Genomic DNA, 13541 nt, shown 5'->3' with positions numbered 1-13541 from the left:
TGTCGATGACATCAAGAGACGTTAGGAGACGGGTAAACTATTGATTTTGATATTGCAGAAAATAAAAAAGACGTCCTGAGACGTCTTTTTCTTTGATTTGGTGGAGCTGGCGGGAGTTGAACCCGCGTCCGAAAACCGTTCATCATTGGTACTACATGCTTAGTCGATCTTTAATTTCGCCGCCCACCTGCGAACCGACACGCTAATGAATGACTAGCCTGAATTAAAATTCGCCGTTCATCTCTCAGGCGGGAGAATCCGGGCTAGCGCGTTTGGGTTTGATCCCTCGTTATTCCCCGTCTTACGTGCGGAAGCTAGGGCGAGAGAGCTCTGAGCAGGTTATTAAGCTGCTAGTGCGTAGTTTTCGTCGTTTGCGACTATTTTTTTGCGGTTTGTTAACGAGGCCTACCGCACCTCGGCATGCACCTCAGACTTCTGAATTCCCGTCGAATCCTAAATCAGCCCCAGGTAATATTCGCATAGTAACAGAAAAGCATTGGCTGTCCAGTACTATGCGTTTAAGTGGTCAAGATTAACGCAGTGTACTCTTCATGACGCGTGCTTTCTCTCTTGCCCAGTCTTTTTCTTTTAAATCCGTACGTTTATCGTGCAGCTTTTTACCTTTTGCTACGCCAATTTTTAGTTTCACCCAAGAGCGAGACCAGTACAGAGAAAGGGCCGTTAATGTCATACCTTCACGGTTCACACGTCCGAATAGGTTGTCTAGTTCACGACGACTCATTAGTAGTTTACGCACACGTGTGGGGTTCGCCACAACGTGTGTCGATGCCTGATTTAAAGGAGTGATTGTCATGCCACTCACAAAGGCTTCACCGTCACGCATAAATACGTAACTTTCAGAAATATTGGCTTTACCTTGGCGAAGGGCTTTCACTTCCCAACCTTGGAGCTCCAAGCCAGCTTCGATTTCATCATCGATGAAATACTCGTGGCGAGCTTTTTTATTCAGCGCGATAGTATTGCTACCCGCTTTTTGTTTCATTTTTTTCTTTGCCATAATAGCGACATTATACGGGTTGGATATCGGATAGGAAATCCTTTTATTTGCGCAATCGTGGAATAAAAGTAAAATTGGCAGGAGCTTTAAACCTGTACATGTATCGATAGGAGTATGTATGAAGCAAGTCAGCCGTTCTGCGCTTGTGTCTTTTAGTGCTGAACAGATGTTCAATCTGGTTAACGATGTTGCTAAATACCCTGAGTTTCTGCCTGGTTGCTCGGGCTCTAGAATCATTGAGTCTTCGGGTAATGGTATGGTGGCTTCTGTCGATGTGGCGAAGGCTGGTATCAGCAAAACGTTTACTACTGCAAATGAGCTGATCCCAGGCCAAGCAATTATGATGAACTTGGTGGATGGCCCGTTTAAGACGTTGCGTGGTGGTTGGATTTTTACCGCGCTAGATGAGCAAGCTTGCAAGGTTGAGCTAAAGCTTGAGTTTGAATTCTCAAGTAAAATGATTGAGATGGCCTTCGGTAAGGTTTTTAACGAGCTTACCAGTAACATGGTTAATGCATTCACTAAACGCGCAAAACAGGTCTACGAGTGCTATGAGTATTGAGTCAGATATGATTCACGTAGAGGTTGTCTATGCTCTTCCTCATGAACAACGTGTATTTAATTTAGTGGTGAATAATCACGCAACGGTAGAAGAGATCATTCGACAATCTGGCGTGTTAGAGTTATACCCTGAAATTGATTTATCTAAGAATAAAGTGGGTGTGTTTAGTCGTAATGTGAAGTTAGATGCGACCGTTCGAGATCGAGATCGAATAGAGATATATCGTCCGTTACTCGCAGACCCGAAAGAGATTCGTCGTAAACGGGCGGAGCAGGCTAAAGCCGAGGGGAATGCAGACCCAGTCACCGGTGGTAAGCCTAGCTCTGTACGTAAGAATAAGTAGACTTAATATCAGTCTCAATGGATGGCGTCATTGATTCAAAGTGTGATTGCGCGATATCTAGATAATAAAAAACCTCTCATGTGAGAGGTTTTTTGCAAAAGTCGTTTACTGAATCTGTTCGTAAAAAGCGTCACTTTTTGGGAAGTCACCACTGATATCTGCGAGTGTGCCTTGATCGTTAAAGTTAACGATCAGGTCTTTTTGCACTGGATCACCGTGACCAGGAGTATGGTGATAAATATAGTACCAAGTGTTCGGGTAGCCGTTTTCAATAAGCATTGGTGACCCTAGTACGAAGCGAACCTGTGCTTTAGTCATCCCAAACTTTAATTTATCTACCGCACTTTGTTCTACATAGTTGCCTTGGTTGATATCAATGCGATAAACCAGTTTTTCCAATACCGAACATCCTGTCAGCAATGTCATTGCTAATGGTACGGCAACTAACCACTTCTTTAATTGCATAATAATTTCTTAGTAACCTTTAAAATACTGCGCTGATAATAAACAAGCTCGACGCAGATGTAAAAAGCTATGCGTCGTATGATAGGAAATCTGACAACGAATTTTGAGTTGAGTTGCATTTATTGATTCTCTCACATGTATGTTTATGTCGATGAGCGATTTTCTATCCAGTTTAAGCGGTAACTAATGACAAATAGCCAAGTTATTGAGCTATGGGGTGGCACTGACCATTATTTCGAAAGGGAATCAGAACCCAAGCACTTTGATATGGTGATGGGGGAGGTAGAGTCACGGAGTAGTGTTCGTGACTCTATCTTTGAAAGAGCATGGCTAAGCGGCGATGAGGAGCTCTTTGGCGTTTGCAAGGGTAGAATCTGTAATTTGGCTACCTCCAAGTAGGCGAGCTAATTCTGCCACACGTTGTTGTTCATCTAATGCGTGCATTTGTGTTTCGGTTTGGCCAGCTTTTGTTTGTTTAGCCACGAACATTTGTTGATGGCCACAACCCGCAACTTGAGGGAGGTGAGTGACACACAATACCTGAGTAGACTCGCCAAGCTTGCGTAGCATTTTGCCGACGACTGCTGCTGTTGGACCACTAATACCGACATCCACCTCATCGAAGATCAAGCTTGGTGTATCCACTTTCTGAGCGGTAATCACTTGAATAGCTAATGAGATGCGTGATAGCTCACCGCCTGACGCAACTTTTGCTATAGGTTGCAATGGTTGCCCTGGGTTGGTCGATACTAAGAAGCACACACTGTCCATGCCAAGTGGTGATGGGTGCGTGTTTTCATTGCTGACTTCGATATTGAATACCGCTTTTTCCATGCTCAATTCGTGCATGCTTTGTGTGATCAGTTTGTTCAGTTCTTTTGCGTAACGGCTGCGTGATTTGTGTAGTTTTTCTGCTTGGTTTAGGAAGCTTTGGTACTTTTGTTCCACTTCTTGCGCGAGTTCATCTAAACGTTCATCAGAGCAATCTAACGCTTCTACTTGGGCCAGAAGATCTTGGTGATGTTGATATAGTTCCTCTGGCATTACGTGGTGTTTGCGAGCAACAGACATCACTTTAGAAAAACGTTCTTCTACATAAGCCATACGAACAGGATCCACATCGACGCCATCTAAATAACTGCGTAATTCGTTCTTCGTTTCTTCCAGTTGAATCATCGCTTCTGACAACATGTTGGGTAGCTCAGATAGCTTTTCATCTAACTCAGCTAGTTGAATTAGGGAGTGATTGGCCGATTGCAAAATACCAAGCGCATTGACTTCTTCACCTTCGTAAATAAGTTCGATGGCTTGCTGACAGGTAGTGGCGAGTTCACCACTATTGGATAGTCGTTTGTGCTCTTGCTCGAGCTCTGCAAATTCTTCTTCACCTAGCGATAACTCATTTAGTTCTTTGATTTGGTATTCAAGCAACTGTTTTTGCGCCTGGTTTTGCTGGCTATTTTCTTTTAGTTGCTTGAGGTTATTGTCTGCCTGACGCCAATGCTGGTAAGCACTTCGTGTGCTTTTTAGTAGGTTTAGATGACCTGCATATTGGTCGAGCATAGCCATTTGGTGTTCGCTTTTCATCAATTGATGATGAGCGTGTTGCCCATGGATATTGATCAGCAGTTGCCCTAGAGATTTGAGTTGTGATAGTGGGACAGGACTGCCATTAATGAAGGCTCTTGAGCGACCTTCTTTTGTGATGATGCGACGCAAAATACATTCACTGCCATCAAGCAGATCGTTATCTTCTAGCCAACGCGTTGCATGTAGGTTGTTGTCCAGTAAAAAAGCGGCACTAACTTCGGTTTTTTCTTCACCTTGTCGAACCATGCCAGCTTCGGCTCGTCCGCCTAAGCAGAGCCCAAGTGCATCGATAGCAATGGATTTACCCGCGCCTGTTTCACCTGTGATGGTGGTCATGCCCTTAGACAGCTCGAGTTGTAAAGACTTAACAATCGCAAAATTATTAACACTTAGATGAGCCAGCATTTTTATTTACCTGTATAACTGAACAATACTGTATAAGAGAACAGTATATACTGTTTCTTTATACAGTAAAGACAGGTGAGAAAAAATTTCTGTGTGGGGTGCTTTTTTGTGATGAAGTGGGAAAATGAGCCGAAGTGATTACAACGACTCATTAAAATTGAACAGGTTACGGACGAGTTGGGTTAATCGTGAGCGGCTCTAATGTGACTACTGCATTCACACCAGCACCTGGATGATCCACGTATGATGTGTCTTGCATTAGTGTGTAGTAAACGTCAACGAAGTCATCATCATTCGTTAGGACGCCGTCAGGGATCGTGTCGATGATCTTATTCGTGATTTGCGGAATAATCGCGTAAGCCTGAACTTCTGGATCTGGAATCGCTTTCAGCACTTCTCCAGCAACTTGAACAAGGAGTTTTGCCAACTGTTTATAGTCTGTACCATCATCTTGTTCCATGAGCACGATGTCCGCAGCGCCCCAACGGTAACGAGACCAGTGAATAATGATCTGATTTGGGTAGTAATCTTGGTTATCGTAGTCTAAGTATGGAAGCTCTACTAAATCGAGAGTAGGTTCATCACGACTTGGATTGACGCCCGTTACGATAGCGTAGATTTCTGCCTTGCCAGAGATCCAAGGTTCTTTGTCATCGGCTAGACGGATCTTTTTCAACTGCGTTGTTTGAATTGGAGCCGCTTCGCCCACTGTGCTACTTGACAATAGCGGTGCATTTTGGCGTTGTTCATCAGCAATATATGGTTGAACTAAAGCTGGCTGACCGAGTTTTTTCATCTCAGCTTGCATAGCTTGCAAGCCTGCTTTTAGCTCTGCAGAGCTGTTGTTATCAACAACGAGTACAGGTACCTCAGGGAGTTGGTAAACATCGAGTTGATGGATGTTGCCATACACATCAAATGCTTCGATATATTGCCAATTCTCATCATCACCACTTGGTTCAAATGCAAATAATGGCTCGACCTCGCCACTTTGCCATGCTGTTATCATGCTCTCATTCGCTAAACGAACTTCCAGCAACTGATCTGAGTATTCAGAAATACCTTTCCAGCTACGAATTTGAGTGTCAGCTTGTACAAGCTGACGGCTAAACTCGGAGTTGGGGTTTTGTTGAACAAATGCTGATACAGAGACGCTAGTCTGTTGTGGAGTAATATCTCTTCTCAACATGGGTTCAATGGCAGCATAGTTCTCACTCAATTGTTGAGCGAGGGCACGCTTCGTCTTAGTGATATCTTCCGCTTTTGCGTTGGATACACTGTTGACTTGCGTTTCCTCTGATTGGCAGCCAATAAGTGCTAATGTACTGAGAACAGACAGAATGATGGTTTTCTTCATAATATGTCCTTTATTGATTTTATGAAATAGAGTTAATACTCTATTCATGGTGAGAATATCACCGGACATAGATCATTGAATTTGCTTTTCTATCTTTTGTGTAAACTTTGCCCACAGGATCAAAATTTATAAACTTCTCTTTAATGACAGCAAATATCGTGTCGCCTCACTACTTTGTGTCTATTTCTTGTCTAAGAAAGCCAAAAGCCAGTGGCAATTAAGCTACTGGCTTTTTTATTGAAGTCATTTCCCTGAGTAACAAGTGTTAGAACAATTTACTAGACCAACCAAGCTTGTTACGTAAAACGTGATAGTAGCTGTAGTCTTTGGGATGGATGAGTTTGAGCACATTTGGACTTTGATAGATGTGGATTTCGTCTCCTGGAGAAACAGGGAGAGACACTTGTCCATCACAGCTAACTTCTTGTGTTCCTCGGTTCTCTGGTGACACCACCAATTTAATTCGACGCTTTCCATCAACCACCAAAGGTCGACTCGACAAGGTATGAGGAAACATTGGCACGAGTGAAATGGCATTCAAGCTAGGCGAAAGAATTGGACCACCGCCAGAAAGCGAATATGCGGTCGAGCCCGTTGGTGTGGAGACAATCAAACCATCGGCTCGTAAAGAGAAGGCGAAGCTTTCATCAATGTACACTTCAAATTCAATCATATGGGCAATTTGCCCTGGGTGAAGTACAGCTTCATTTAGCGCAGCGTTGTGGCTTTTAATTTGCCCGTGACGGTGTACTTCCGCTTCTAAGAGAAAGCGCTCTTCTTCAATATACTCACCGTCGAGTACCGCTTGCAGAGACGCTTGGAACTCGTCTGGGTTTAAGTCAGTTAAGAAGCCCAGGTTTCCACGGTTCACCCCTATGACTGGTACATCAAATCGGGATAAAATTCTTGCCGCGCCTAGCATGTTGCCATCCCCACCAACCACAATGGCTAGATCGGCATTTTTTCCTAGTTCAACTAAACTGGCAAATTGACTCTGCGGGATATCATCCAGTATTGCGGCAAGGCGATCGTCAATAAATACTTTATAGCCTTCAGAGGTCAGCCATTGGTACAACTCTTTATGAGTTTGAATTGCTTGTTGATCTCTTGGTTTTCCGATAATCGCGATCACGTTACATGGATTTTTCATAGCATTTCCGCATTAAAGAGGCTTGAATCAGGAATCTTCATCCCCATAATAATGGCAAGTCACCTAAATATGCGAATTTTTATGTGGTTAAAGCCCGCAAAAACGCGCATGGCTTTAAGGGCATTATGTTGAATTCTGGAGATATCATGAGCAACGAAGAAAACAAAGTTACAGAAGAAGAGCTTGATCAAATCATCGAAGAGGCTGAAAAAGTAGAAGCTGAAGCACAAGAAGTAGAAGCTGAGCTTGAAGAAATTGGTGATGAGACAGACGCTAAGATTGCTCAACTAGAAGCGGCACTATTGTCTAGCGAGGCAAAAGTAAAAGAGCAGCAAGATGCGGTGTTGCGTTCTAAAGCTGAAGTAGAAAACATGCGTCGTCGTACCGAGCAAGAGATCGATAAAGCACGTAAGTTTGCGTTGAACAAGTTTGCCGAAGAGTTGCTTCCTGTTATTGATAACCTAGAGCGTGCAATTCAAGCGGCAGATACAGAGAATGAAACGGTTAAGCCGTTCCTAGAAGGTGTTGAGTTAACACACAAAACGTTTGTCGACGTTGTGGCGAAATTTGGCTTGAAAGCAATCAACCCTGAAGGTGAAGCATTCAACCCAGAGTTCCATCAAGCGATGTCGATTCAGGAAAGCCCAGATCATGAATCAAACACAGTTATGTTTGTTATGCAAAAAGGTTACGAACTAAACGGCCGTGTGATTCGTCCGGCAATGGTAATGGTTGCTAAATAACCTTAACTGCCTGTTTTCAAGTATAAAGCGCCCATCATTTTTTGATGGGCGCTTTTTTGTTTTAAACGTAAGTTGTTGTAATGAGCTTCATTGTATATCGATAAAATGGAAGTTTGATCCCCTTCATATTTTTTCTTATTGGTTAATTATTTTCCTATAGGAGATTTCTTCTCATCTCACTGCGTGTTTATGAACGAAGAGGGCTATAAGTAATTGTAATTATTCGTTGTGTGAATGTTTGTCCTGCATAGGAATGTAAAGATAGTCATTTTTTCTACAATAGTTTCGTTAACAAAAATGTAAATTATCACTTTATTTTGTAACCTTCGTGTGTATGATTTGCGACTAATGCTTTAAAAGTAAGCATATATAACTACAAAGATGTAAATAGCAAACACAACATATCGGAGATTTATAATGGATAAATCGCTTTCTAGTAAGATTTTTATAGGCTTGTTTGCCGGCCTTGTGCTCGGAACAGCAATTCAGTACTTATTTAGCGGTATTGCGATTTTTGATACATACCTACTTGGAGCAGCAGAAGGCGTTGGCGGCATGTTTGTCTCGCTGATCAAATTGCTTGTTGTTCCTTTAGTTTACGTTTCAATCGTATGCGGCATTGTTGACTTGAAAGACATCAGTGCATTTGGTCGTCTTGGTGGAAAAACTTTTACCCTCTACATTCTTAACACCATCATTGCGATTACGGCGGCTTTGACTGTTGGTTTGATTTTCCAGCCAGGAGCTGGTGCTAATCTGGCAGGAACGGTATCTGAGGCCGTACAGCTGACGACGACAGAAACGCCGGACATTTTCTCTCTAGTTGTTAACATTGTTCCTAGCAACCCAGTACAAGCGTTTGCTAACGGCGACATGCTGCAAATCATCTTCATGGCAATTCTGACAGGTCTTGCAATTCAAGCTTTGGATTCTCGTGGTGGTCCTGCCATCCGCACGTTCAAAATGGCAAATGAAATCATGATGAAACTGGTTGGGTTAGTGATGAGTCTTGCGCCATATGGTGTGTTCGCACTAATGATTCAATTGGGTGCAACGCTAAACGCCAATACATTGATGTCCGTGGCTGGTTATGTGGCCTTGGTGGTTGCGATGTTGGTGTTCTGGATCTTCTTCTTCTATCCAATGGCAGTAAGTCTTGCGACAGGGACCTCTCCAAAGACTTTCCTACGTGCAACTCGTGAGCAGATTCTGTTCTCTCTATCTACCGCGAGCTCAAACGCGACTATCCCGGTAACGATGCGTACACTGACAGAAAAGCTTCAGGTCTCTAAATCGGTTGCTGGCTTCGGTGTACCACTGGGCGCAACGATGAACATGTCTGGTGTGTCTATCTATATTGCTCTAGCAACGATGTTTGTTGCGAACGCTTTTGGCCAGCCAATTAACACCGCAGACATCTTCACGCTTGGTTTAACTATTCTTCTATTATCTATTGGTGCTGGTGGCGTTCCTGGAGGCGGCGTGGTAATGGTAGGCGTTTTGCTTCACCAACTAGGCTTACCACCTGAAGGCTTGGCAATTATTGCTGCGGTTGACCGTATTAATGACATGTTCTGTACGTCTTCAAATGTTGTGGGCGACACGGCGGTAAACACCATTGTTGCAAAAACAGAAGGTGAGATTGGTAAAGAAGAAGGCGTTGACGCTGAGCCTGCTCAAGCGAACGCATAATGTCTTGAATTATTTATTTTAACCCTAATATTGAAGCGAGCTCTTATGAGCTCGTTTTTTGTTTAGGAAGAGTCGGGCATAAATAAATTCATCTGGGAAATGGCGTTTTGTTGCGCTACAGCAGTGTGACGAGTTCCCAACTAATCAGAAAGAAACACATAAATTTCGAAAAAAGACGCTTTTTTTTAATTCTGCCCTTGAAAAGCATTTTGCCGCCCTTATCTATGTGGCATAGAGAAGCAAACATTGATTATTTTTGTTTGTGAGCAAGGGTTGAAACCCGATTCTCCTCCCCCCACATTGGGGTTATAACCAAACGAAAATAGAATTTATTCGGAGATAGCCAGATGGGTAAAATCATTGGTATTGACTTAGGTACTACTAACTCATGTGTTGCTGTATTAGACGGCGACAAACCACGTGTAATTGAAAACGCAGAGGGCGAACGTACTACTGCATCGGTTATTGCTTACACTGACGGTGAGACGCTAGTAGGTCAACCTGCGAAACGTCAAGCAGTAACTAACCCAGAAAACACGCTATTTGCAATTAAGCGTCTAATCGGTCGTCGTTTTGAAGACGAAGAAGTTCAGCGTGACATCCAAATCATGCCTTACAAAATTGTTAAGGCTGACAATGGTGACGCTTGGGTAGAAGCAAAAGGCCAAAAAATGGCGGCTCCTCAGGTTTCTGCTGAAGTTCTTAAGAAAATGAAGAAAACTGCTGAAGATTTCCTTGGTGAGGAAGTAACTGGCGCAGTTATCACAGTACCTGCTTACTTTAACGATGCTCAGCGTCAAGCTACAAAAGATGCTGGCCGTATCGCAGGTCTAGAAGTTAAACGTATCATCAACGAACCAACAGCAGCAGCGCTAGCTTACGGTCTTGATAAGAAAGGCGGCGATCGCACTATCGCGGTATACGACCTTGGTGGTGGTACATTCGATATCTCTATCATCGAAATCGATGAAGTTGAAGGCGAGAAAACATTCGAAGTTCTAGCGACTAACGGTGATACTCACCTTGGTGGTGAAGACTTTGATAACCGCCTAATCAACTACTTAGTAGACGAGTTTAAGAAAGAGCAAGGTATCGATCTTAAGAACGATCCACTAGCAATGCAGCGTGTTAAAGAAGCAGCAGAAAAAGCGAAAATCGAGCTTTCTTCTACTTCTCAAACTGACGTAAACCTACCTTACGTTACTGCAGATGCAACTGGTCCTAAGCACATGAACATTAAAGTGACTCGTGCAAAACTAGAATCTCTAGTTGAAGACCTAGTACAACGCTCTCTTGAGCCACTAAAAGTAGCTCTAGCTGACGCTGATCTATCAGTAAACGACATCACTGACGTAATCCTAGTTGGTGGTCAGACTCGTATGCCAATGGTTCAAGCGAAAGTTGCTGAGTTCTTTGGTAAAGAAGCGCGCCGTGACGTAAACCCTGACGAAGCAGTAGCAATGGGTGCTGCAGTTCAAGGTGGTGTACTTGCTGGTGACGTTAAAGACGTACTACTACTAGACGTAACTCCACTGTCTCTAGGTATCGAGACAATGGGTGGCGTGATGACTAAGTTAGTTGAGAAGAACACAACTATCCCAACTAAAGCGAACCAAGTTTTCTCTACAGCGGAAGACAACCAGAGCGCGGTAACTATCCACGTTCTACAAGGTGAGCGTAAGCAAGCGATGTACAACAAGTCTCTAGGCCAATTTAACCTAGAAGGCATCCAGCCTGCACCACGTGGTATGCCACAAATCGAGGTTACTTTTGACCTTGATGCGGATGGTATCCTACACGTGTCTGCGAAAGACAAGCAGACTGGTAAAGAGCAGAAGATCACTATCCAAGCTTCTGGCGGTCTAAGCGATGAAGACATCGAGAAAATGGTTCAAGAAGCAGAAGCTAACAAAGAAGCGGACAAGAAGTTCGAAGAGCTAGCGACTGCACGTAACCAAGCTGACCAAATGATTCACGGTACTCGTAAGCAAGTAGAAGAAGCTGGTGAAGCGCTACCTGCAGAAGAGAAAGAGAAGATTGAAGCAGCAATTTCTGAGCTAGAAACAGCACGTAAAGGCGAAGACAAAGAAGCTATCGATGCTAAAGTTCAAGCACTAATGACTGCTTCTCAAAAGCTGATGGAAATCGCTCAACAACAAGCTCAAGCGCAGCAAGCACAAGGTGCTGACGCAGGTGCACAGTCTAAAGAAGACGACGTTGTAGATGCTGAGTTCGAAGAAGTTAAAGACGACAAGAAATAATATTTCTTAACCAGATGGCTGCATAGCCATCTGGGGTCGATAAGACTTCGTGTGCGGGCGTTTGGGGCAACTCTTACGCCCGTCTGTTTGTAAACGCTGTCTTTCTAGTTAAGTATGTTGCAGACAAGTGCACTTACCTAGAACGATACAAACACCAAGCGGTGAATCGATGCCGTTTGTAGTAATTAACTGGTGACGAAGAACATGTCAAAACGTGATTTTTACGAAGTATTAGGCGTAAGCCGTGATGCCTCAGAGCGCGATATCAAAAAGGCGTACAAGCGTCTAGCGATGAAATTCCACCCAGACCGAAACCAGGGTGATGAGTCTGCGGCGGACAAGTTTAAAGAAGTAAAAGAAGCGTACGAAGTTCTGACCGACCCTCAAAAGAAAGCGGCGTACGACCAGTACGGTCATGCTGCTTTTGAACAAGGCGGCGGTGGTTTCGGTGGCGGCGGCTTTGGTGGCGGCGGTGCTGATTTCGGCGACATCTTTGGTGATGTATTCGGCGACATCTTTGGTGGTGGTCGTCGTGGCGGTGGCGGTCACCGTGCTCAACGTGGTGCGGACTTACGTTACAACATGGAACTGACGCTAGAAGAGGCGGTTCGTGGTGTAACGAAAGAGATCGAAGTGCCAACACTAGTACACTGTGATACCTGTGATGGTAGTGGTGCGAAGAAAGGTTCATCTGCTGAAACATGTGGTACCTGTCATGGTCATGGTCAAGTACAGATGCGCCAAGGCTTCTTCGCGGTGCAACAAACCTGTCCAACCTGTCACGGTAAAGGCAAGATCATTAAAGACCCTTGTAATGAGTGTCATGGTCAAGGTCGTAAACAGAAAACCAAAACACTTAACGTTAAGATCCCAGCAGGTGTTGATACTGGCGACCGTATTCGTCTATCTGGCGAAGGTGAAGCGGGAGAGATGGGAGCTCCAGCGGGTGACTTGTATGTACAAGTGCACGTGAAAGAGCACCATATCTTCGAACGTGATGGTAACAACCTATACTGTGAAGTGCCTGTAAGCTTTGCGATGGCGGCTCTAGGTGGTGAAGTTGAAGTACCAACTCTAGATGGTCGCGTAAGCCTAAAAGTGCCTTCAGAAACGCAAACAGGTCGTATGTTCCGCATGCGTGGTAAAGGTGTGAAAGGCGTTCGCGGTGGCGGTATCGGTGACTTGATTGTTAAGTTGGTTGTTGAAACACCAGTAAACCTAAGCTCACGCCAAAAAGAACTGCTCAAAGAGTTTGAAGAGTCTTGTGGTGGTGAAGCGGCGACAAAGCACAAGCCTAAATCAGAAGGCTTTTTCAACGGTGTGAAAAAGTTCTTTGATGATTTAACCAGCTAGACGTTAGTGAAAAGCACAAATACAAAGGCCTGCTAAAATGCAGGCCTTTTTGCATCTCGGTGTTCTTTCTAATTCCAGCAATCACTTGGTTCTTCGACATTTGTTGACGTTAAAGTAATCATTTTAGCGCCAGTCAAGCACTCGTCGTCGTCTTGTCCCAGAGCCGATTTTGCTGTTGCTGTAATGGTATAGGCCGAACTTGCAGAGCTCGCAATATTGAAAGAAAATCTATCTGTGTCTGAATCACATAGAGTGCATGTGCCTCCAGAGATAATATGACTCCAGTCGTACCCACCATCATAAGATGTCTCTAGCTCTAGCTGAATTCGACTAAGATCGCTCAAGGCAACCGTCCTATGAGACTTGATTACATGATTGGTGTAAGAAGGGTAGGCGACAGCCGCAATGATCCCGACAATCACTACGGCTATCAGTAATTCGATCAATGTCATCCCCCCCAATCTTTTTTTGTAGCTGTTACAGCGAGAAATTCGAATCATCACGAGTAGTTTCCTTTTCACTTTTCCGCCTATTTTTGGCAGGTGATAGCATCTGTGCAAGATGAATTACGGCCCTTTTGCCGTTTACATAGGAATTTGGGA

Annotated in this window: 12 protein-coding genes and 1 other RNA gene; 6 read left to right on the top strand and 7 right to left on the bottom strand. The window is 44.0% G+C overall.

Annotated elements, in window-relative coordinates:
- Positions 1–98: 98 nt before the first annotated feature.
- Positions 99–466: a transfer-messenger RNA gene (ssrA, locus tag CBX98_RS19275) on the bottom strand.
- A 66-nt stretch (positions 467–532) separates the two neighbouring features.
- On the bottom strand, positions 533–1018 hold the full coding sequence (smpB, locus tag CBX98_RS19270) for an SsrA-binding protein SmpB (RefSeq protein WP_109170011.1): 486 nt from the start codon (positions 1016–1018) through the stop codon (positions 533–535).
- 118 nt (positions 1019–1136) lie between these two features.
- Here smpB and CBX98_RS19265 point away from each other — a divergent pair, with 118 nt between their 5' ends.
- Complete coding sequence (locus CBX98_RS19265; protein WP_104974428.1) at positions 1137–1580, top strand: SRPBCC family protein; 444 nt, start codon at positions 1137–1139, stop codon at positions 1578–1580.
- A complete protein-coding gene (locus CBX98_RS19260) occupies positions 1570–1923 on the top strand; it encodes an RnfH family protein (RefSeq protein ID WP_005391471.1) in 354 nt (117 codons plus the stop codon). The genes CBX98_RS19265 and CBX98_RS19260 overlap by 11 nt, the downstream gene beginning before the upstream one ends.
- Positions 1924–2028: 105 nt before the next feature.
- On the opposite strand, the gene bamE is transcribed toward CBX98_RS19260, so the two are convergent.
- From bamE to nadK, 4 genes are all read right to left on the bottom strand, one after another.
- Positions 2029–2388 (bottom strand): outer membrane protein assembly factor BamE, encoded by a 360-nt coding sequence (gene bamE / locus CBX98_RS19255; RefSeq protein WP_005391468.1) that lies wholly within the window; start codon positions 2386–2388, stop codon positions 2029–2031.
- 330 nt (positions 2389–2718) lie between these two features.
- A complete protein-coding gene (recN, locus tag CBX98_RS19250) occupies positions 2719–4383 on the bottom strand; it encodes a DNA repair protein RecN (RefSeq protein ID WP_109170010.1) in 1665 nt (554 codons plus the stop codon).
- Between the two features lie 166 nt (positions 4384–4549).
- Positions 4550–5740, bottom strand: a complete 1191-nt coding sequence (locus tag CBX98_RS19245) for a DUF3103 domain-containing protein (RefSeq protein ID WP_005391464.1) — start codon at positions 5738–5740, stop codon at positions 4550–4552.
- 265 nt (positions 5741–6005) lie between these two features.
- Entirely contained in the window at positions 6006–6890 is an 885-nt protein-coding gene (gene nadK, locus CBX98_RS19240) for an NAD(+) kinase (RefSeq protein WP_005391462.1), read from the bottom strand.
- Positions 6891–7036: 146 nt separating this feature from the next.
- Between nadK and grpE the strand changes: the two genes are divergently transcribed.
- From grpE to dnaJ, 4 genes are all read left to right on the top strand, one after another.
- Positions 7037–7633, top strand: coding sequence for a nucleotide exchange factor GrpE (gene grpE / locus CBX98_RS19235; protein WP_012842091.1), 597 nt, complete (start codon positions 7037–7039; stop codon positions 7631–7633).
- 417 nt (positions 7634–8050) lie between these two features.
- Complete coding sequence (locus CBX98_RS19230; RefSeq protein ID WP_012842090.1) at positions 8051–9325, top strand: dicarboxylate/amino acid:cation symporter; 1275 nt, start codon at positions 8051–8053, stop codon at positions 9323–9325.
- Positions 9326–9672: 347 nt separating this feature from the next.
- The gene (dnaK, locus tag CBX98_RS19225; protein WP_048626076.1) at positions 9673–11586 is read left to right on the top strand and encodes a molecular chaperone DnaK; all 1914 of its coding nucleotides are present in this window, start codon (positions 9673–9675) and stop codon (positions 11584–11586) included.
- A 204-nt stretch (positions 11587–11790) separates the two neighbouring features.
- Entirely contained in the window at positions 11791–12939 is a 1149-nt protein-coding gene (gene dnaJ, locus CBX98_RS19220; protein ID WP_005391453.1) for a molecular chaperone DnaJ, read from the top strand.
- Positions 12940–13007: 68 nt separating this feature from the next.
- On the opposite strand, the gene CBX98_RS19215 is transcribed toward dnaJ, so the two are convergent.
- Positions 13008–13439 (bottom strand): type IV pilin protein, encoded by a 432-nt coding sequence (locus CBX98_RS19215; protein WP_109170009.1) that lies wholly within the window; start codon positions 13437–13439, stop codon positions 13008–13010.
- Between the last annotated feature and the right edge of the window lie 102 nt (positions 13440–13541).

It is taken from the genome of Vibrio sp. T9 (assembly GCF_003123985.1).
Classification (GTDB): Bacteria; Pseudomonadota; Gammaproteobacteria; order Enterobacterales; family Vibrionaceae; genus Vibrio; species Vibrio diabolicus.
This window is presented reverse-complemented; position numbering and strand designations above follow the sequence as displayed.

What these genes read in the sequence shown, in the direction of transcription:
- smpB (WP_109170011.1), bottom strand. Translation starts at nt 1,018, where the DNA reads ATGGCAAAGAAAAAAATGAAACAAAAAGCGGGTAGCAATACTATCGCG.
- CBX98_RS19265 (WP_104974428.1), top strand. Translation starts at nt 1,137, where the DNA reads ATGAAGCAAGTCAGCCGTTCTGCGCTTGTGTCTTTTAGTGCTGAACAG.
- CBX98_RS19260 (WP_005391471.1), top strand. Translation starts at nt 1,570, where the DNA reads ATGAGTATTGAGTCAGATATGATTCACGTAGAGGTTGTCTATGCTCTT.
- bamE (WP_005391468.1), bottom strand. Translation starts at nt 2,388, where the DNA reads ATGCAATTAAAGAAGTGGTTAGTTGCCGTACCATTAGCAATGACATTG.
- recN (WP_109170010.1), bottom strand. Translation starts at nt 4,383, where the DNA reads ATGCTGGCTCATCTAAGTGTTAATAATTTTGCGATTGTTAAGTCTTTA.
- CBX98_RS19245 (WP_005391464.1), bottom strand. Translation starts at nt 5,740, where the DNA reads ATGAAGAAAACCATCATTCTGTCTGTTCTCAGTACATTAGCACTTATT.
- nadK (WP_005391462.1), bottom strand. Translation starts at nt 6,890, where the DNA reads ATGAAAAATCCATGTAACGTGATCGCGATTATCGGAAAACCAAGAGAT.
- grpE (WP_012842091.1), top strand. Translation starts at nt 7,037, where the DNA reads ATGAGCAACGAAGAAAACAAAGTTACAGAAGAAGAGCTTGATCAAATC.
- CBX98_RS19230 (WP_012842090.1), top strand. Translation starts at nt 8,051, where the DNA reads ATGGATAAATCGCTTTCTAGTAAGATTTTTATAGGCTTGTTTGCCGGC.
- dnaK (WP_048626076.1), top strand. Translation starts at nt 9,673, where the DNA reads ATGGGTAAAATCATTGGTATTGACTTAGGTACTACTAACTCATGTGTT.
- dnaJ (WP_005391453.1), top strand. Translation starts at nt 11,791, where the DNA reads ATGTCAAAACGTGATTTTTACGAAGTATTAGGCGTAAGCCGTGATGCC.
- CBX98_RS19215 (WP_109170009.1), bottom strand. Translation starts at nt 13,439, where the DNA reads ATGATTCGAATTTCTCGCTGTAACAGCTACAAAAAAAGATTGGGGGGG.